This window comes from Mycobacterium sp. 852013-51886_SCH5428379, assembly GCF_001665575.1.
Classification (GTDB): Bacteria; Actinomycetota; Actinomycetes; order Mycobacteriales; family Mycobacteriaceae; genus Mycobacterium.
This window is the reverse complement of the sequence record NZ_LZSU01000012.1, coordinates 92,308-111,691: the sequence shown is the minus strand read 5'-3', so window position 1 is coordinate 111,691 and position 19,384 is coordinate 92,308. Positions and strand designations below refer to the sequence as shown.

Annotated in this window: 17 protein-coding genes; 9 read left to right on the top strand and 8 right to left on the bottom strand. The window is 69.2% G+C overall.

All coding sequences use genetic code 11. The features are described from left to right. Positions 1 to 183 precede the first annotated feature (183 nt). The 3 genes from A5757_RS23940 to A5757_RS04125 all read left to right on the top strand — a co-directional run bounded on the left by A5757_RS23940 (position 184) and on the right by A5757_RS04125 (position 5,491). Positions 184 to 1,731: a PGRS repeat-containing protein gene (locus A5757_RS23940; protein WP_066828908.1), complete on the top strand. Its 1,548-nt coding sequence runs from the start codon at positions 184 to 186 to the stop codon at positions 1,729 to 1,731. A gap of 1,110 nt (positions 1,732 to 2,841) precedes the next feature. Next, positions 2,842 to 4,062, top strand: coding sequence for a hypothetical protein (locus A5757_RS23935; RefSeq protein WP_369815911.1), 1,221 nt, complete (start codon positions 2,842 to 2,844; stop codon positions 4,060 to 4,062). A gap of 103 nt (positions 4,063 to 4,165) precedes the next feature. Continuing rightward, positions 4,166 to 5,491 carry an FAD-dependent oxidoreductase gene (locus A5757_RS04125; protein WP_066828904.1) on the top strand — a complete coding sequence of 442 codons (1,326 nt, stop codon included), beginning with the start codon at positions 4,166 to 4,168 and terminating at the stop codon, positions 5,489 to 5,491. Here A5757_RS04125 and A5757_RS04120 read toward each other — a convergent pair. After that, positions 5,488 to 6,360, bottom strand: a complete 873-nt coding sequence (locus tag A5757_RS04120) for an ion transporter (protein WP_082929303.1) — start codon at positions 6,358 to 6,360, stop codon at positions 5,488 to 5,490. The two genes, A5757_RS04125 and A5757_RS04120, sit on opposite strands and share 4 nt — an antisense overlap. Before the next feature lie 153 nt (positions 6,361 to 6,513). Here A5757_RS04120 and A5757_RS04115 point away from each other — a divergent pair, with 153 nt between their 5' ends. Both A5757_RS04115 and A5757_RS04110 read left to right on the top strand, forming a co-directional pair. Further along, the gene (locus tag A5757_RS04115) at positions 6,514 to 7,410 is read left to right on the top strand and encodes a DUF4436 domain-containing protein (protein ID WP_066828902.1); all 897 of its coding nucleotides are present in this window, start codon (positions 6,514 to 6,516) and stop codon (positions 7,408 to 7,410) included. A gap of 61 nt (positions 7,411 to 7,471) precedes the next feature. Then, on the top strand, positions 7,472 to 8,026 hold the full coding sequence (locus A5757_RS04110; RefSeq protein WP_066828900.1) for a hypothetical protein: 555 nt from the start codon (positions 7,472 to 7,474) through the stop codon (positions 8,024 to 8,026). 18 nt (positions 8,027 to 8,044) lie between these two features. On the opposite strand, the gene A5757_RS04105 is transcribed toward A5757_RS04110, so the two are convergent. Together A5757_RS04105 and A5757_RS04100 are read right to left on the bottom strand one after the other, a co-directional pair. Then, a complete protein-coding gene (locus A5757_RS04105) occupies positions 8,045 to 8,926 on the bottom strand; it encodes an LLM class flavin-dependent oxidoreductase (RefSeq protein WP_066828898.1) in 882 nt (293 codons plus the stop codon). A 39-nt stretch (positions 8,927 to 8,965) separates the two neighbouring features. Continuing rightward, the gene (locus tag A5757_RS04100) at positions 8,966 to 10,084 is read right to left on the bottom strand and encodes a TDT family transporter (RefSeq protein ID WP_066828896.1); all 1,119 of its coding nucleotides are present in this window, start codon (positions 10,082 to 10,084) and stop codon (positions 8,966 to 8,968) included. A gap of 95 nt (positions 10,085 to 10,179) precedes the next feature. Between A5757_RS04100 and A5757_RS04095 the strand changes: the two genes are divergently transcribed. From A5757_RS04095 to A5757_RS04085, 3 genes are read left to right on the top strand one after another with little or no spacing between them, the layout of a single operon-like run. Continuing rightward, on the top strand, positions 10,180 to 11,499 hold the full coding sequence (locus A5757_RS04095; RefSeq protein WP_066828895.1) for a histidine kinase: 1,320 nt from the start codon (positions 10,180 to 10,182) through the stop codon (positions 11,497 to 11,499). Further along, positions 11,487 to 12,131 carry a response regulator transcription factor gene (locus A5757_RS04090; RefSeq protein WP_066828893.1) on the top strand — a complete coding sequence of 215 codons (645 nt, stop codon included), beginning with the start codon at positions 11,487 to 11,489 and terminating at the stop codon, positions 12,129 to 12,131. Before A5757_RS04095 ends, A5757_RS04090 begins: the two co-directional genes overlap by 13 nt. Before the next feature lie 35 nt (positions 12,132 to 12,166). Continuing rightward, the gene (locus tag A5757_RS04085) at positions 12,167 to 13,054 is read left to right on the top strand and encodes a DUF4097 family beta strand repeat-containing protein (RefSeq protein ID WP_066828891.1); all 888 of its coding nucleotides are present in this window, start codon (positions 12,167 to 12,169) and stop codon (positions 13,052 to 13,054) included. Here the strand turns inward: A5757_RS04085 and A5757_RS04080 are convergent. Beyond that, positions 13,035 to 14,051 (bottom strand): nitronate monooxygenase, encoded by a 1,017-nt coding sequence (locus tag A5757_RS04080; protein ID WP_066828889.1) that lies wholly within the window; start codon positions 14,049 to 14,051, stop codon positions 13,035 to 13,037. The genes A5757_RS04085 and A5757_RS04080 overlap by 20 nt on opposite strands. Positions 14,052 to 14,110: 59 nt before the next feature. On the opposite strand from A5757_RS04080, the gene A5757_RS04075 reads away from it, so the two are divergent. Next, positions 14,111 to 15,184: a dihydrodipicolinate reductase gene (locus A5757_RS04075; protein WP_066828887.1), complete on the top strand. Its 1,074-nt coding sequence runs from the start codon at positions 14,111 to 14,113 to the stop codon at positions 15,182 to 15,184. Positions 15,185 to 15,189: 5 nt separating this feature from the next. Here the strand turns inward: A5757_RS04075 and A5757_RS04070 are convergent, their stop codons facing one another. From A5757_RS04070 to A5757_RS04055, 4 genes are all read right to left on the bottom strand, one after another. After that, positions 15,190 to 16,560: an MFS transporter gene (locus A5757_RS04070; RefSeq protein ID WP_066828885.1), complete on the bottom strand. Its 1,371-nt coding sequence runs from the start codon at positions 16,558 to 16,560 to the stop codon at positions 15,190 to 15,192. 29 nt (positions 16,561 to 16,589) lie between these two features. Next, the gene (locus A5757_RS04065) at positions 16,590 to 18,179 is read right to left on the bottom strand and encodes a threonine/serine exporter ThrE family protein (protein ID WP_066828986.1); all 1,590 of its coding nucleotides are present in this window, start codon (positions 18,177 to 18,179) and stop codon (positions 16,590 to 16,592) included. A 42-nt stretch (positions 18,180 to 18,221) separates the two neighbouring features. Continuing rightward, entirely contained in the window at positions 18,222 to 18,710 is a 489-nt protein-coding gene (locus A5757_RS04060; RefSeq protein ID WP_066828883.1) for an RrF2 family transcriptional regulator, read from the bottom strand. A 71-nt stretch (positions 18,711 to 18,781) separates the two neighbouring features. Beyond that, positions 18,782 to 19,381, bottom strand: a complete 600-nt coding sequence (locus A5757_RS04055; RefSeq protein WP_066828881.1) for a cysteine hydrolase family protein — start codon at positions 19,379 to 19,381, stop codon at positions 18,782 to 18,784. Positions 19,382 to 19,384: the final 3 nt, after the last annotated feature.

Here is a 19,384-nt window from a genome sequence, read left to right as displayed (position 1 = left end):
TTCGGTGCGGTGCGACCGCGTGACAGCTACGTCCGCGGATGCGGCGCGGTCTGCTGTTGCTCGCGGTTCGGCCGTCCAGCTACCCGGGCGCACAAACACTTTCGGCGAGCTGACGCAAAGTGATGAACCCTTCGGCGACGCGGTGTTACGTTGCCGCCATTCGCGACGTTGAAGGGAGTCCCCATGGGCAAGAACGCGACATCCAACACCGGACGGCGGCCGATGCGTGCCGCGGGTATCGCGGTTGCCGGGGCCGGTCTGATGCTGTCCGCGCCGGCCGCGGCGCTCTTCGCCACGCCCGCCGCGGCGCATGCGGCTCCAGTGGCACCGATCCCCACGCAGGGTTCGTGCGCCACGCTCGATCTGAGTTGCCTCGGATCCAGCATCTTCGGCGACGGCATGTCGACGTCCAATCCGCTGGCGTCGTTGTTCAGCAACCCGATCGAACTCGTCCTCGACGTCGCCGGGTTCATCCCGATCCTCAACATCTTCGTCGGCAACGGGATCCCCGGCATCCTCCCCGGGACCGACGGCGGGAACGGCGGTTTCTTCATCGGCAGCGGGGGCGACGGGGCACGCGGTCTGCTACCTGGTGAGAACGGCGGCAACGGCGGAAATGCCGGCCTGTTCTGGGGCAGCGGCGGCAACGGTGGCCACGGAGGTGCGGGCGGATCCGGCGGCAACGGCGGCGACGGCGGTCTGTTCGCCCTGTTCGGCAGCGGCGGCAACGGGGGTAACGGCGGCAACGGATACGATCCGCTGATCGAGGGGCTGCTGGGCGAGAAAAGCCCCGGCGGTCGCGGTGGGAATGGCGGCAGCGCCGGGCAATTCGCATTCTTCGGCAGTGGCGGCAACGGGGGCAACGGCGGAGCCGGCGTCAACGGCGCCAACCGGAACGATCCCCTCCTCGGCGGCACTCCGGGTGACCCGCTGCTGGGAGAGTTCGGCACCAGCGGAATCGAGATCGGCGGGAACATCGTGGCCGGCGACGGCGGGGACGGCGGCGACGGAACCGGAACCGGCCGGCTCGGATTCGGCGGTCGAGGCGGCTTCGGCGGCGAGGCGGTTGCGGTTGGAGGATTGAAGGCAGTCGGCGGCAACGGCGGTAACGGGGGCAACGGCGCCAACGGCGGCGCAGACGGCGGCCACGGAGGCACCGGTGGATTTGCGATCGCCGCCGTCACTGGTCACGGCGAAGGCGGCAACGGCGGCAACGGCGGCAACGGCGGCAACGGGGTGGACGGCGAGAACGGCACCACAGGTGGCCCGGGCGGCAACGGCGGCGCGGGCGGAATTCTCGGCGACGGCGGGCGTGGTGGCGCCGGTGGGGCCGGCGGAAACGGCGGCGACGGCGCCGTCGGCGGTGCGGGCGGGCATGGTGGCGGCGGCGGCAGCGCCATCATCATCGACCATGCGCAGAACCGGGGCGGCAACGGCGGTGACGGCGGCGACGGCGGCAGTGGCGGCAACGGCGGCAACGGCGCGAACGGCGGTGCTGCCGGAAAGGGCGGCGCGGCAGGCTTTTTGGGTACGCCTGGCGTGAACGGCGTCGTCGGTAAGGGCGGTGTGGCGGGTAAGGGCGGCGCCGGTGGCAAGGGCGGCAAGGGTGGCGAAGGCGGATCCGCCGCCGGCGCGCCGGACAACACTGGAAGCACCGGCGCCGACGGCGACGACGGCCCCTCCGGCTCCAACGGCTCCAACGGCGTCGACGGCGGCAACACCGGCACCTGACGCCAAATATAAAGGCGACCAACGAGATCCACGCTCAGTACAAGGCTACGTCGCTGACGCGGGTTACTTCTTCGACGACAACAGCGGGTGCTCTGATCTGGGCAAATGAGCGAGGGCGACGGTAGCGTCGATCGCCTGTGCCGCTCTTCTACTCGCAGCGTCGGCAGCGTTACTCATTTCCATGCCTTGCACAGCCGAGGCCGCTCCGCTGGCCCCGGTGCCGCTGCAGGGTTCGTCCAGCGATTCGCCGGACCCGATCCTGGACTTCGCAGGCCCGATCCCGATTCTGAATCTCTTGATTGGCAGTGGCGGTAAAGGCGCGGCCGGCCTGCCCTGGGACGCCGTCGGCGGCCCCGGCGGCGACGGTGGTCCGGGCGCAAACGGCCGGAGCGGCGGCGCGCCAGGTAGCGGCGGTCCGAGCGGCCAGGGCGGCCTCGTGGACGGCACACCGCGGCGACCGGGGCAACGACGGCCCGCGCGGCGCCGACGGAGCAGACGGTGCAGACGGTGCACGACAAAGCCAACAGCGGACAGCCCGGTTCGCCAACCATCAGCACCGCCCACGAAGGCAAGTCACTGGAGTTTGCTAGAAGCGTCGCTACCGCCGGATGCGCGCAGTGGTCGGGCGGCTCCCATGCCCACTTCAGTTAAGTTCTAAACCTGAGAATCGTCTGAAAATTAGTTGAGCCATCAGCGCCTTGTCGCAGCACAACATTCTCAGCCAAAGCCGCTCGCTCGATAGGTCAGCTATACACAGATCGTGTTTCCGTTGACATTTCAGGAAAAAGTCCCAAGATTGGGACACCGCGGTGCTACGTTGCTGAGGCGGGTTCATTTTCTTCCACGATGACAGGAGTTTCTCTCATGGGTAAATGCTCAAGGGCGAAGCGGGCGGGCCGACCCATCAAGGCGGCGGGCGCATCGCTCGCCGGCGCCGGCCTCATGCTCGCAGCGCCGGCGGCGATCTTGCTTTCCATTCCCGGCACGGCCCAGGCGGCACCGATGGCCCCGGTGCCGTTGCAGGGCTCCAGCGATCCACTGGATCCCATCCTGGACTTCGCGGGTCTGATCCCGATCCTGAACATCTTCATCGGTAACGGCGCCGACGCGCTGCTGCCCGGCGCCAATGGCGGCAACGCCGGCTTCTTCATCGGAAGCGGCGGCGACGGCGCGGCCGGTCTGCTTCCGGGCCAGGCGGGCGGCAACGGCGGCAACGGCGGCTTCTTCTACGGCAGCGGCGGCTGGGGTGGCGACGGCGCGATCGGCGGCAACGGCGGCAACGGCGGCAACGCCGGCATCTTCGCGTTCTTCGGCAACGGCGGCAACGGCGGTAACGGCGGTGACGGAATCGATCCGCTCCTCGACCCCCTGCTCGGTGAACCGACCGCTGGCGGCAACGGCGGCCGCGGCGGTGACGCCGGCTTCCTCGGCTTCTTCGGCCGCGGCGGTGCCGGCGGCAACGGCGGCAACGGCGTCGACGGACCCGACACACTCCTCAACCCGGTACTCGGTGTCCCCGGAATTCTCGGCACCCTCGGTGCGCCCGGAGTCGCCCTCCCGGGAGGGACCGCGGTCGGCGGAAACGGCGGAAACGGCGGAAACGGCACCGGTAACGGCATCCTCGGCGTCGGCGGCGCCGGCGGCCTCGGCGGATCCGCCGTCGGTCTACTCGCAGGCTCGAACACCGGCGGCAACGGTGGCGCCGGCGGCAACGGCGCACCCGGCGGCGCCGCAGGCGGCCTCGGAGGCGCCGGCGGCGCAGCGGTGGCGGTCCTCGGTGGACCGGCGACCGGCGGGACCGGTGGCGCCGGCGGCAACGGCGGCGCGGGCGCGCCCGGCGGTGACGGCACGGCAGGCGGATCGGGTGGCCCGGGCGGCCGCGGCGGCCTGTTCGGTGCGGGCGGCCCCGGAGGTAGCGGTGGCAGCGGCGGCGACGGCGGCGACAGCTTCGCGGTCGGCGGCGCAGGCGGCATCGGCGGCGCAGGCGGCATCGTCACCGGCGTCAACATTGCTGCCAACCGCGGCGGCGACGGCGGCAAGGGCGGCAATGGCGGCGCAGGCGGCGCCGGTGGCAACGGCGGCGACGGTGGAGCCCCGGGCGCCGGCGGCGCAGCTGGTCTGCTCGGCGCCGGCGGTGCTACCGGCCAGGGCGGCAAGGGCGGCGTCGGCGGCAAGGGCGCCGCGGGCGGCGCAGGCGGCATCGGCGGCATCGGCGGCACCGCGGTTGGCGGCACTGCAGGCGCCGACGGCGGCACCGGCAACGCCGGCCCGCGCGGCGCCGACGGCCAGAACGGTGCCGACGGGGGCTCCAGCGGGGGTGACGCGAACTAACCGCTGAGATGAGCACCGGGGCGTCGGCTTAGGCCGGCGCCCCGGTTTCGTCGTTTTGGCGAACCTCAGCTCAAGATCACCCGCGAGGTCTAGCGTCAGCCTCATGACCGGCGTCGGGCGGCGCGAATTCACGCTTGGCCTCGGCGCGTTCGTCGCGGCGACCCTGCTACCCGGTTGCGGCGGCGAGCCCCAACCGGAGCAGGATGAGCACGTCGTCGTCATCGGCGCCGGGTTCTCCGGGCTGGCGGCGGCGCGACGGCTCGCCGACTCCGGCGTCCGCGTCACCGTTCTGGAGGCCCGCGACCGGATCGGGGGCCGCACCCGTACCGACACCTCCCTCGGACTGCCGATCGACATCGGCGCATCGTGGATCCACGGCACCGACAGCAACCCGCTCGCACAGCTCGCCGCCGATGCCGGCGCCGCGACCGTCGTCACCGACTTCGACGACTTCACCCTGCTCAATCCCGACGGTTCCGTCGATCCCGGCGCCGCAGCCATCGCATCGGCCGGCTGGCCACCCATCGCCGAACAACTCGAAAATCGCAGTGCTACAGCCGATATCGACGAGACACTTGCCGACGGTCTCGTCGGTGTCGCCGACCTCAGCGATCCACTGGTCGCCTGGAACGTGATGTCACGAACCGCCGGCGAGTACGCCGCCGATCCGGACGAGATGTCGCTGCGCTGGTACAACAGCGAGGCGGAACTCGACGGTCCGGACGTCCTGCTACCCGGCGGCTACACCCAGTTGTCGCAACGTCTCGCACAGGGCCTGGACATCACGTTGTCCGCAGAAGTCACCCGAATATCGCACGAGTCGGCCCCCGTACGCATCGAGACATCGCACGGCACGGTGACCGGCGACCGGGTCATCGTGACCGTCCCACTCGGAGTACTCAAAGCCGGTGCCATCACCTTCGATCCACCGCTGCCCGTCGCGAAGCAAGAGGCGATCGAACGCCTCGGGTTCGGATTGCTCAACAAGGTGGTGCTCACCTTCGCCGAACCGTTCTGGCCCGGCGACCGGCCCATGCTCGGTTTGCTCGGCGCCGACCCACCGGTCACCGACCTCGTCAACGGACTGCTGTTCACCGACCGGCCGCTGCTGATCGGACTGCGCGGCGGCGAGGCGGCCTGGTCGCGGGAATCGCTGTCGGACACCGAGGCGGTGGCCGAACTGGTCACGGCGCTCCGAGCGCCGGGACCGACCGGCTCACTCGTCACCCGTTGGGGCACAGACCCTTTCGCGCGCGGTTCCTACAGCTTCCTCGCCGCCGGCTCGAGCCCGGACGATATGGAGGAACTCGGCGAACCCGTCGGCGACCGCCTGCTGTTCGCGGGCGAAGCCACCGACCCCGAGCACTTCGGCACCGTGCACGGCGCCTACCTCAGCGGAGTGCGGGAGGCCGAGCGGATCATCGGTTAATGCGGTGAACGGTCGTCGCGGTGTGTCCGTTGCAGTTCACGTTCGGCATCCTCGAGAGCCGTACGGGCGGCCCGCAACCGTTCCAGCAGATCGTCGGTCTCGTGTTTCTCCCGATCGGCCGCCCGCGCCTCCTCCATCGAGGCCAGCACCAGTCCGATGAACAGGTTGAAGATCAGGAAGCTCATGATGATCGCGTAGCTGATGAAGAACAGGATCGTCCACTGGGAGATCTCCTGCCCCATGGCGACGTTGTCGGGGAAGTTCTCCAGCGTCAGCATCACGAACATCGTCAGCATCGCCTGGCCGACGTTGCCGTAATGGGCCGGATCGTGGTCCGCGAACAGCACCCACCCGAGCATCCCGTAGATGAACACCAGCAGGCCGGTCGCCGCGGCCAGCGACGCCACCCCCGGGATGCTGCGGCCGATCGCGCCGATGATCAGGCGCAGGTCTGGCAGGAACCGCACTACCCGCACAATCCGCGCCAGTCGCACCAACCGGAGCAGCATCGCGGTGCTGCGCAAACCCGGGACGAGCGACAACGCGACGACCAGGAAGTCGAAGACGTTCCACCGGTCGGCGACGTAGGCACGCACATTCCATCCCGTGGCGGTGAACCGAACGGCCAACTCGACGATGTAGATGCCGAGGATGACGTTGTAGACGACATCGAAGACGCCGTGATAGCCGATGACGACGCTCTCGTAGGTCTCCATCCCGAGGACCACCGCGTTGGTCAGGATCACCAGCAGGATGACGGTGTCGAACGCCGGATTCGACACCAGCGCCCGGCAGCGTCTGACGATTTCGCGTTCGGATTCGATGGCTGACGAATCGGTGCCTGCGGACTCGGGCGCTGTGGAATGCACGGTTGATGCATAACAAACGCGGTACGTCTCGGCCCGCGTTTCACCGAGGATTAATCCACCGATCTTTTCGCCTGCCCGACATCTGAATTATCACAAATTCCGGCTGTGCAGATTTTCCGCAGAATGCGCGCACTCCCGCTAGTGTTTTCCTTCGTGTCCAACGCCACGCAGGCCGCCCCGGCAAACCAACCGCCCAGCCGACGACGCGGTGGCACCAGGATCACCGTCATCGCGGTGGTGCTGCTGGCATACATCGGATCCCTGTTCGCCTACTGGTGGCTTTCGGCGTCCTCCCAAGAACTCGAACCACCGAATTTGGACAACAAAGAACAGACGGTGGTGCTCATCACCGTGCAATCCCTCAAAACCGTCGATCGCAAACTCGACGTGAAAGTATCGGTCGTTCCCCAGGATTCATTGATCGATCCCCGGCTCGACGTCCTCAACACCGACATCTCGGTGCGCATATACCCGTGGAACACCTCCGGGGATCTGCAGTGGAAAGAAGGCGAATCGCCGGGCGAGAACAGCACGACACTCGACCTGCTCGGCGAGTCGGACACCTGGCCGTTCGATTCCTACCGCACCGACATGCTCAGTGCCGACGTCCTCGTGGGCTCCGGTGACGAACGCGAGTTCGTACCGGCGCGCGTCGAGGTCGAGGGCGCCGTCGACGGCTGGTCGATCTCGAGCGAGGACGGTCCGCCCTCGCCGGACTCCTTCGGTCAGGGCGACTCGGTACAGATCGAACTGACCCGAGCGCTCGGCCCGCTGGCCTTCGACCTCGGCATCTGCCTGGTTCTCATCACCCTGCCGGCCCTGGCCATCTTCACCAGCTACCAGGTGATCACCGGCCGCAAGGAATTTCAGATGCCGTTCCTGACCTGGTACGCCGCGATGCTGTTCGCTACCGTGCCGCTGCGCAACATCCTGCCCGGAGCGCCCCCGCCCGGAGCGTGGGTGGACCAGGCGCTCGTGCTGTGGGTCCTGGTCGGCCTGGTCGGCTCGATGGTCGCCTACGTGGCCCACTGGTACCGGCGCGTCCCGTAGGGGCCCGCGGCTCCACCCTCAACGCCTATGATGAAGCGGTTTCCATCGCAAGGGGTTGATCGTGAACATCAAGCGCGTCCTGGCCGGAGCATCGATCATCGGTGTCCTCGGCATACCTGCTGCTCTGATGGGCACGGGCGTCGCCGCAGCCGAACCTGATCAGAACGACCAGGGCCGGAACTCCGAGGAGGGGCGCGAGGACAACGCCGCCCCGCGCTGGGAGATCCCCCCGCAGATCTCCGAGGAGATCGCAAAGAACGTCCGCAACCTGCCGTCGCCGGTGGAAGCCAACGCGACGGTTCCGGTCAACATCCCGCTGCCTGACGTCGTCCCTGACCTGGCGATCCCGATCGTCTTCAACCCGCCGGGGTTGAACGTGCCGGCACCGGGCGCGCCGAGCATCAACCCGCTCAACCCGCTGGGCCTGCCGCCACCACCGGCGATCGACCCCCGCAACCCGCTCGGCCTGCCCCCGCCTCCGGTGGGCATCAACCCGCTCAACCCCCTGGGGCTGCCTCCGCCGCCGCCCCCGCCGCGGATCAACCCGCTCAATCCGCTGGGTCTGCCGCCGCCACCGGATCCGTTCAACCCGCTGGGTCTGCCCCGGCTGTGGTGACGGGTCACCTCTGAGGGTTCAGCCGAACTGCTTCACCGCATCCGCCACCCGGCGCACCTGTTCGAGGTCGGCGCTGGTCGGAATCAGATGAATCTCGTCGGTGCCGATGTCGGCGAAGCGCTGCAGCACGTCGAGTAGCTCGTCTTCGGTACCCGCGAACCCGGTGTCGGGCGCCATGGCGTCGACATATTCGGCGGGGATCCAGTTCATATATCGGCGTAGATGGCGGTGCACCTGGCCGCGCGCCTGCTCGCGGTCACCGATGGCGAACCAGAACGACGTGGCCAGATGCGGTGCGGGCTTCTGCTCCTCCGTCCACGAGGCACGTGCGATGTCGAAGAGCTCGGCCTGCTTGTCGACGTCCAGGTCGAGGATCGTCCCGGCCATCCCCTGCGCCCAGGAGGCGGCGCTGCGCACCGTCTTCGGGCCGATGGTGCCGACCATCAGCGGCGGCCCGCCGGGCTGCACCGGCGCGGGTCCGACGGGCAGCACCGACTCGGTGATCTTCTCCCCCGCCCACACCCGCTTCATGACGGCGACGCGTTCGGCCATCCCCCGCATGGTCTGGGTGCCCGGATCGGCGCCGACGGCCCGGTAATCCTCGTGCCTGCCACCGACCCCGATGCCGACGGTGAGCCGTCCGTCGCTGATGAGGTCGCCCGTCGCCAGCGCCTTGGCGAGCATCACCGGGTCGTGCAACTGCGGCACGATCACGGTCGTCACCAACCGCACTCGGTCGGTCCACGCGGCCATGGCGCCGAGCATCGTCAGGCTGTCGGGATTGCTGAAGGCGATGCGCTCACCCCAACACAGCGACGAGAAGGGCCCGTCGTCGATGGTCTTCGCCCACGACCGCAGCAGGGCCGCGTCGAGATCGGGCTCCATCACCGGCATGGTCATTCCGATCTGCACCCAGCGATTCTGGCATGCGGATGCGGCTCATCGCGGTGAACCCGGACTCTCCTTCACCGCGCGTACCGGATCGGCCGACGGCGGAGCGAACAGCTGCCCGCGCAGACTTCCGCCGAATGTCCGTGCCGCCACCAGGATCCACGTGCCCAGCAGCGCGGCATATGCCATCACCGCCGCCCAGTCGAACGCCGGCAGGCCGGTGTGGACGGCCAGCTGGGTGGTTCCGGTGACGAACGTGCCGACCGGGAAGGTCAGGCTCCACCAGGTGAGCGCGAACGGCATCCCGCGGCGCATCGTCCGCACGGTCAACGCCGTCGCCAGAGCAATCCACAGCACCGCGAAGCCCCAGATCGGCACCCCGATGACGATCGACATCGTGGCCAGCCCGTCGGCGAGTTGCGGCGAGACCGCCAGGTGCGCGAACTCCCCGAGAAGGCCTGCGGCGGTGATGGATTGACCGAGGGGGCCGAGGACGATCCACAGCGTCGGCACCCGTGCGGTTCCCGAGGTGCCGTAGTGGGCGAGCCGGCTCCACACCATCGTGATGATGATGAACGACGCGATCAGTGACAATCCGAACATCGCGAGGCAGCCATAGAGCAGGGTCTCGCGCCCGGTTCCCGGCGGCATGTGCGGGATCAGCAGCGCACCGGTGGCCGCCGACACCATCGGCGGAACGACCGGCATCAGCCATCCGCCGAACGCCGCGTCGGGTTCGACGCGGTACTGCGTGAACATCAGGTACGGGATGCTCATCGCGGTGAACAGCCCGCCGATCGTGCCCGTCGTCCACAGCACCCAGCTGACCACCAGTGCTGCGTGCGCTCCGATGAGGTCCGGGCCGACGAGGATCGCGCCGGCGCCGACCGTCATCAACGCCATGGGTGCGGCGCCGTAGAAGTGGGCCATCTGCGGGTTGCGGGCGTGGCTGCGCGCGACGCTCGGGTGACGCACCCAGTGCGCGCCGACGGTGACGATGAGAAACACCATCCACAGCGCGGCGACCACCCACACCGCCTCGGCGAAGCCGCGGAGTCCGGGGAAGTGGACCGGCAGCCCTGCGCCGGCGGTCGCGACGATGCCGGTACCCATCACCGAGGCGAACCAGTTCGGGCCGAGGTGGCGCAGCTGCAGCGTCGCCGTCACCGCGCTGAGGCTACTGCAGGTGCGGGGGTTAACCCCCGCCGAGTCCGCGGGGAAACGCTGTGTCGCGGTGCCGCGCCGATCCCTAGGTTTGAGTCATGGTCGCAGTCAGCACCGATACCGCCCCGGCCGCGCTCGCAGTGAGCGACGCCCGCACCCCACGCCGCCACCTCCCCCGGCACATCGGCTTGGTCCCCACGGCGTCGATGGTGACCGGTGCGACGATCGGGCTCGTTTGGTTCTGGATTCCCCTGGCGATCCTGATCGTCGGCATCACCTCGATTCCCTCCGGGATCGGCTTCGCGCTCGCCGCGGTGGTGTTCATCTACCTGATGCGGCGCGTGGACCGGCTGGAACGAACGCGCAGCGAGGCCGTCTTCGGGCTCCGGATCCCGGTGCCGCCCCGACGGATGTCGCCCTACAGCGGTGTGCAGCGCTGGCTGCACCAGCTGTGGCTCGATTTCGGCAGCGCCCGGTTCTGGAAGGGGGTAGGCCACCACTATCTGCGGCTGATCTTCGACATGGCTGCCACGGGCATCGCATTCGCGCTGCTGGTGGTGGCGTTCCTCGGGCCCGCAGCCGCGGTCGCGATCGGAAAGAGCGACGCCGACGCCGGACTGTGGTCACCGTCGCCGATCCTGGCATGGCTGGTGGCCGGCATCGCCGCCGTCTGTGCCGTCGCGATCCTGATCTTCGCCCCCGCCGTCGATGCGGCGATCGACCGCAGCGTGCTCTCCCCCTCGCCGACTACGGCGCTCAAGAACCAGGTGCACGCGCTGAATGACGCGCGGGTCGGCGCGATGTCGTCGGCGCACACCGAACGGCACCGCATCGAACGGGACCTGCACGACAGCGTCCAGCCGCGGCTGGTGTCCCTGGCGATGGCGATCGGGCTGGCGCAGACCAAACTCGACAGCGACCTGCCGGCCGCCAGGCAACTGATCGCCGAAGCGCACGACGAGGCGAAGAACGCCCTGGTCGACCTGCGCAACGTGGTGCGCGGGATCGCGCCGACGATCCTGGCCGACCGCGGACTCGACGCCGCGCTGTCCGCGGTGGTGCAACGCACCGAGAACAGCGGCGTGCCAACGACGCTCGATCTCCACCTGCCGCGACGGCTGCCCGACGAGGTCGAATCCGTGGCGTACTTCGTCGTCGCCGAGGCCCTGACCAACGTGGCCAAACATGCCCAGGCCAGACAGGCGGTGGTCACCGTACGCCTCGACGAGTCCACCGGCCTGCTGCACGTGTCGGTCTTCGACGATGGCCGCGGCGGAGCCGCGATCACCGACGACGACAACGCCACGGGTCTGCGGGGGCTCGATGAGCGGGTACGTGCGGCGCGGGGCACGTTGACGGTATCCAGCCCGGCGACCGGTCCCACGATCGTGACGGCGGTGCTCCCGTGCGCATTGTGATCGCCGAGGATTCGGCCCTGCTGCGCGCCGGTCTCGAACGGATCCTCTCCGATGCGGGGCACCAGGTGGTTGCCGGTGTGCCCGATGCGACCGACCTACTGCGGCTGGTCAACGACGAACGGCCCGATCTGGCGATCCTCGACGTACGGATGCCGCCGACCTTCACCGACGAGGGCATCCGCGCCGCGGCTCTGCTGCGCAGCCAGAACCCTGAATCGCCGGTGCTGGTGCTGTCTCACTACGTCGAGGAACGCTATGCCGCCGATCTGATCGCCTCGGACACCCGAGGATTCGGTTATCTGCTCAAGGACCGGGTGGCCGATGTACCGGCCTTCCTCGACGCGGTGGCCGTGGTCGGCGGCGGTGGCACCGTCCTCGACCCCGAGGTCGTGTCGCAGATCCTGCTGCGGTCACGTCGCCGGGCCGCCCTCGACGAGCTCACCCCGCGGGAGCGCGACGTCCTGCAGCTCATGGCCGAGGGCAGGACCAACTCGGCGATCGCTGCCGCCCTGCACGTCTCGGTCGGATCGGCCGAGAAACACATCGCCTCCATCTTCACGAAACTGGCCCTCGCCCCCGACGAGACCGAGAACCGTCGGGTGCTGGCGGTGCTGCGCTTCCTCGAATCCTGATCCTGAATCCTGCCCTGTCGCGAAAAGGACCCCACATGACCACCATCGCCCCACCACCCGCCGACACGGGTGCACCCCCGGAGCTGACCCCCAACGGCCGCAAGACCTTTCGCGGTGTCCTCGTCGCCGCCGCCGTGGTCATCGTGGTGGGCACCCTCGTGGCGCTGGGCGTCGCGGCATGGGGCGTCAGCACGGTGCGGGTGGCCGCTGACAGCCACACCCTGTCGCCGACCATGCGGTCGCTGTCCATCGACGCCGGCGACGTACCGGTCGCCATCCGCATCACCGGAGATCGCGATGCCCGCGAACCCCGGGCCGAGCTGCGCGTGGTGAACACCAGCAGCGGCGGGGACCACCAGCTCACGGTGACCAGCGAAGGAGCCGAGACCCGCATCCGCCTCGAGGGCCGACCGTCGGCGATCGTCGATTGGGCACGCGGAGGCGAGATCACGGTGTCGTTGCCACCCGAGCAGGCCAGGCGGATGACGGTGCGTACCCGGCAGGACACCGGTGTCACGCTGGTGCAGACCGATCTCGACCACCTGATCGCCGAGACGTCGGACGGCTCGGTGATCCTCGGCGGCGGCGCCCGAAGCGTAGAGGTCAAAACAGTTGACGGTGACGTCGCGGCCCGTCGGCCGATCTCCGTCACCGAACGTTTCGCCGCCACCACCTCCGACGGCGACATCGCCGTCGACTTCGGGGATACCGCACCGCGCACCGTGGAGGCCACCAGCCGCAGCGGCGACGTCGTTCTCGGACTGCCGGCAGAGGGCCCCTATCTGGTGCGGACCGAGAGCGACCAGTCCTCCGTCGTTCGGGTGCCCGAGACGTCGGATCCGGCCAGGGCGGCCGCGCAGATCACCGCGCGCAGCGAAAGCGGCGACGTGGTCATCGAGGAGGTCAGGTCAGGCCGGCCATGATGTCGGCGACCGAACCCGAAGGTGCGGAACGGAATCCGGTTCCCGCCCAGATGTTCGTCCCCTGCGGGTCGCCGGCGCGCACCGCTGCCGCACGCAACGGTGCGGTGAGGTGGTGCACCTGCGGATAGGCCAGTGGCGCCTGTTCATCGTGGTCGACGACGAAGCGGTTGCGTAGTCCGCGCGCGTAGCGACCGGAGAACGCCTTGGTGACCACGGTCTCGGTGAACTGTGGATCGCGCAGCGCGGCGCGGTGCACGGGGGAGCTCCCCGATTCGTCGGCCAACAGGAAGGCGGTGCCCAGTTGCGCGGCCACCGCACCCGCGTCGAGCACGGCAGCGACCCCGCGCGCATCGATCAACCCACCGGCGGCGACCACCGGAACGTCAACCGCCGCGAGCACCGCGGCGAGCAGCTCGTCCAGCGGCTGGTTCGGCGGCCGCAACCCGGGGTCGAAGTGGCCGCGGTGGCCGCCGGCCTCGGGCCCCTGCACCGCGACGACGTCGACCCCGCGCCGTACCGCCGCGTGAGCCTCGTCGACCGTCGTCACGGTGCCGACCGTGGCGATCCCCGCGGTGCGCAGCCGCGCCACCTCCTCGGCGCTCGGCAGACCGAAGGTGAACGACGCCACCTCCGGCCGGAGTTCGAGCAGGACGTCGAGTTTGGCCTGCCAGGCGTCGTCGTCGGATCGAGGAGCACCCGGCTCGGCGCCGTAGCGTCGCGCATCGGGGGCCAGCGTTTCGGCGTACCGCGCCACCTCGTCGTCACCGGCCACGCTGGGTTGCGGGACAAACAGATTCGCGCCGAGTGGACCGGACGTCAGGGCGCGCGCGGCGCTGAGCCGCTCGGCGAACGTCTCGGCCGTCAGGTATCCGGCGGCCACGAAACCCAGACCGCCGGCGTCGGTGCCGGCAGCGGCGAGCGCCGGGGTGGACGGGCCGCCGGCCATCGGGGCGACGATGACAGGCTTGTTCAGGTCACGGATATCGAAGACCGCCATGGCGCCATCCTGCATCCTGGACCGATGTCCGACACGTTCATTCACACGATTGCCGACGCGTGAGCGCCCCGCTGCGCGTGATCCAGTGGGGCACCGGGGCCGTCGGCTCGGAGTTGATCGCCACCCTCCTCGATCACCGGCCGGATCTGGAGCTCGTCGGGGTCAAGGTGTACTCGGACGCCAAAGACGGCGTCGACGCCGGCGAGTTGGTCGGCCGGCCTGCCGTCGGAGTCCCCGCGACCACCGACACCGAGGCCGTGCTGGCGCTGGAGGCGGACTGTGTGCTCTACACGCCGCGCATCGTCGATCTCGATGACGTCTGCGCAGTGCTGGCGAGCGGCAAGAACCTCGTCACCACCGCCTTCCTGTTCCATCCGGACCGGCAACCGGCCGACGTTCGCCGGCGCCTGGACGAGGCGTGCCGCCGGGGTGGCACCACGGTGCACGGCAGCGGGATCAACCCGGGCAACCTGTCCGGCGTGCTGCCCCTGGCCCTGTCGGGGATGAGCCGCACCATCGCCAAGGTCACGCTGCAGGAGCGGGCCGACTGGTCGGTGTACGACAGCACCGCCATCACGTTCGACAACATGTCCTTCGGTCGACCGATCGACGAGATCAGCCCAGAAGCAACCGAATTCCTCGCTTTCAACAGCGGCCTGTTCACCGAGGAGGTCTGGCTGATCGCCGATGCGCTGCGCGCGGGGATCGACGAGGTGACCGCGTCGGTCGAAGCCATCCCGGCGCAGGCCGACCACGAGATCTTCGATCACGTCCTACGGGCGGGCACCACGGCGGGTCAGCGGTGGAACTGGGTGGGCCGGCGCGCAGGTGAGCCCCTCGTCGAGATCGAGACGCTGTGGACGGTGGGCAACGAATATCCGCGACACTGGCCGACGCCGCGGCACGGCTGGACGCTGACCATCGAGGGCGATCCGTCGATGCAGGCGCACTTCATCGCACTGGCCAGCTTCGCGCGTGCGGCGAGTATGGCCGAACACGTCAACGCCGCCAACATCGCGACGGCCATGCAGGTGCTCAACGCGGTGCCCGCCGTGTGCGCGGCGACACCGGGATTCGCGACGATGGCGACGCTGCCGTTGATCCGCAGCGCAGTGGGTTTCGGGAACGCGTAAGGCACTCAGACCTTTTCGTAAGGCACCGGGTCGGGCGCCTCGTCGGTGCCCGGCGTGACGGTGCCGTTGATCGGGCAGCGCGCGGTCTCGTGGACCTTTATCAGCGCGAGTGCGCCGATGACGCACGCGCCCATCATGTAGTAGGCCGGGAACAGCACGTCGCCGGTGGTGTTGGTGAGCCATTCGTTGACCGCCGGCGCGGTGCCGCCGAACAGCGACGTCGACACGTTGTACGCGATCGCGAAGCCGGCGTACCGCACCTGGGTGGGGAACATCGCGGGGAAGGTCGCCGAGATGGTCGCCAGCTGCGGCACATAGAGCAGCCCGAGCACCGCGAAACCGATGACCGCCCCGGCGAGGTTCGTGCCCATCAGCAGGAACATCGGCACACCGGCCACGAAGAGCCCGATCAACGAGAACCACCACAGCGGCTTGCGTCCCACCCGGTCACTGAGCAGACCGGCAAACGGCACGAAGACCATCATTGCGAGCATGCCGATGACCGGCACCAGCAGTGACTGATCGGCCGACAGTCCGATCTGGGTCTCCAGATAGGTCGGCATATAGCTGAGCAACGTGTAGTTGACGACGTTCAACGCGACGACCAGGCCGCCGAGCTGCAGGATCGGCCGCCAGTAGCGGGCGAGCAGATCACGGAACTGGGTGGTGGCGCGATCCTTCGTCTCGCCCTTCTCCTCGAGTTCGCGGAACACGGGGGTGTCTTCCAGTCGCGAGCGCAGGTAGACGCCGATCAGGCCGAGCGGGGCGGCCACCAGGAACGGCAGCCGCCAACCCCAGTCGTGCATCTGGTCGTCACCGAGCAGCAGCGAGCAGCCGAGCATCAGCAGCGCGCCGAGTGCGAAACCGCCGAGCGTCCCGAACTCGAGGAAGCTGCCGAGCAGTCCGCGGCGACGGTTCGGGGCGTACTCGGCCATGAACGTCGCGGCGCCGCCGTACTCGCCACCGGTCGAGAATCCCTGGATCATCCGCAGCAGCACCAACAGGAATGGCGCCCACATGCCGATCGCGGCGTAGCTGGGGACCAGGCCGACGCAGAAGGTCGCGCCGGCCATCAGCACGATCGTGATGGCCAGCACCTGCTTGCGGCCCCACCGATCGCCGAGCGGACCCCAGACCAATCCGCCCAGGGGCCGGACCAGGAACGAGACGGCGAATGTCATCAGCGCGAGCAGCGTCGCGTTGGCGGCGTCGCCGGGAAAGATCGCGGCGGAGATGTATGTGACGCCGTACGCGTAGATTCCGTAGTCGAACCACTCCGTGGCGTTGCCGATGGCGGACGCGGCGATCGCCTTCTTCACGACCCCTGGGTCGGGGTGCCCGCCGGCTGCGGCTGCCTGATCATCTTCGGAGTTCACACATTCCTCCTCGGTGTCAGCAACCGACGTTACCGTTCGGTGGTCTCGCCTCCCGGGGGGCCCGCGGACTCGTCGGCGTCGCAGTCGGAGGGATCTGGGGACTCCGGTTGCAGCGCGACGCTCCACGACCGCTGGTGCGGATTGCGCACCGGCTGCTGATCGGGGGACGGCCGCAGCGCAACGACGTTGCCGATCGCCCGGCGAAGGCCGGGTGGACCTTCGACGCGCAGGAATCGCCCGATGCGCCCGGCGCGGTAGCGCAGGGGGGAACCGAGCAACTCACCCATCACCACGCCGGCGCCGATGGCCAGCGCGATGGCGGCGGCGCCCAGGGCCTGCGCGATCCCGCCGGGAATGTTGCGGTCGACGGCGAAGTAGAACACCGCGCGGAACACGGCGAGGCCCGGCAGCATCGGTGTGATGCCGGCCGTCGCGGTGACCAGCGCCGGAGCCTGTCGGCGAATCGAAATCAGGGTGGCCAGCAAACCGACGCCGACGGCCGCTGTGCCTGTGGCAACGACCCCGCCGACTCCTGCGGCCCCTAGTCCGATCAGCACCGCCTCCGCCAGACCCCCGGCGATACCGGCGGTGACCACCGAGCGCAACCGGGCGTAGCTGGCAATCGTCAGGCAGGCGCCGGCAAGCGCCGCGCCCAGCACCGCGAGCAGGATCGGCACCGGCCGGGTGGGCATGACGAAAGACTCGGTGGCGTCGACGTAGAGCTGAATCTGGATACCGGCGAGGGCGGCGACCTGCAGCCCGGCCAGGATGCCGACGACGATGCCCGCAGTGAGGAACAGGACGTCACCGAGGCGGGCCACCGCGGTGACCATGTAGCCCGTCAACGCGTCCTGCACCGAACCCACCAGGGTGAGGCCCGCCAGCAGCATGACGATGCCGGTCGCGACCAGCGCGGTCGGTCCCACGCCGGCGAACAGATAGGCGGCGACGGCGATCATCGTCGCGATGAACGCGCCCGCGGCCTGTTGGAAGAAGAACGGGGTGCCGATCCGGTTGAGCACCCGGCCGACGCGATCGATCAGCACCGATGAGACGGCGGCCAGGATGCAGGTCAACCAACTTCCGCCGAGCAGCATCGCGATACCCAGGGCGAAACCGGCCCACCCCGCGGTGGCGACCCAGCGGGGGTACGGGTGCGGCTTCTCGGACAGCTCGTCCATCGCGTCGTGGGCTTCGTCGACCGACACACCGCCGGAGGTGATCCGGCGCACCAGCAGATCGAGTTCGGCGAGCCGCGAGTAGTCGGTCGAGCGGGCTTGGACCGACCGCACGATGGTGACCGGCGGACTGTCGGCCGTCGGGGGTGCCGAGACGAAGATGGTGGTCACGAAGACGTCGACGACGGTGTCGGTGAGCTGGTAGGCCTGCGCCACGTCCTGGGCGGTCGCCACGACGTCGGCGGTGCCGGACCCCGATGACAACATCACCTCGGCGAGCCGGACAGTCAGGTCGAGGACCTTGCGGGTGTGAAGCTCGCTCAGCCCACCGGACGCTCGCCTGCGCTGGCCGGCACCGGAGGCCGGGTCGGGTCGACCCCGCAGCGCGAAGCGCAGCGGGCGCCGACGCCGGGCCGGCTCCTCGGATCGATCGGACTCCACCACGACGACGATACTGATCGTGCGAACTCGGTCGGGGCCAGCCTATTTCGTGTCCACGCGGTCGTGGTGACCGCGCTCACGCTCCTGGTCGAGGTAGTCGCCGGCCATCGACGCGACGTGCTCGGGCAGGGCGCCGGACGCCACGTCGGCCAGGCTGGTCTGTTCGAGCACTGAGCGCATGCTGGCCCGCAACGCGCGCCACACGTCGGTCAGCGCGGCCGTCGGCCCTGAGTACGGCAGATCCCCGAGGCCGATGTCCCGCACGCTCGCGAGCGGGCCGTCGATGCAGCGCAGCACGTCGGCGATGCTGATGTCGGCGGCCGGCCGGGCCAGTACGTAACCGCCGTCGCGACCGCGCTGGCTGCGCACCAGACGGTCGGTGCGCAGTTCGGAGAGGATGTCGACGAGGAACTGCGCGGGGATGCCCTGAACCTTGGCAAGGTCATCGGTCTTGACCAGCACGCCGTCGTCGACGGTGGCCAGTTGCACCATGGCCCGGACGGCATACTCCGCCTTGGCCGACATCCGCATGTCTTGAATCTAGTCGGACGACGATCAAGCGGCGACGAAGGAGTCCGCGTTGAGGAGTCCGACCATCCGCGCTAGTCGGGAATGTCCTGCGCACTGGGGACCACCACCGCGAACAGGTCTGCCATCCCCGCGAGGCTGGCCGCCTGCATGGCCGCAGCGGGGACCGTGTCGTCGCTGCCGAGTCCCGGCAACGCGCGCGTCGCGGTCGCCGCCGCGACCACCGTCGGCGCATAGCCGAGGTTGAACGCGCCGCGCGCGGTGGAGTTGACGCACATGTGCGTCATGAACCCGGCCAGCACGAGGTTCGACGCGCCGACCTCCTTGAGCCGCTCGTCGAGATCGGTCTGCACGAAGGAATTCGGATACTGCTTGACCACGACGGGTTCCCCCTCGCGGGGAGCGACGGCAGGCACTATCGCCCCGCTCTCCCCGTCGATGTCGTAGAGCGAATCCGGACCGTCGGAATGCTGGATATGGATGATCGGGATCCCGGCGGTGCGCGCGCGGTCGAGCAGCACCGCCGCCTCGTCGAGCGCCGCGCCGACGCCCTCCAGTTCCATCACACCCTTGGTATAGGTGTTCTGGCAGTCGATGAGCACCAGGGTCGACTCGGACAGGTTGACCGGTTGCTGGGGCAGATCGGCCAGGACGCGCAGGGTGGGATTCGACACGGG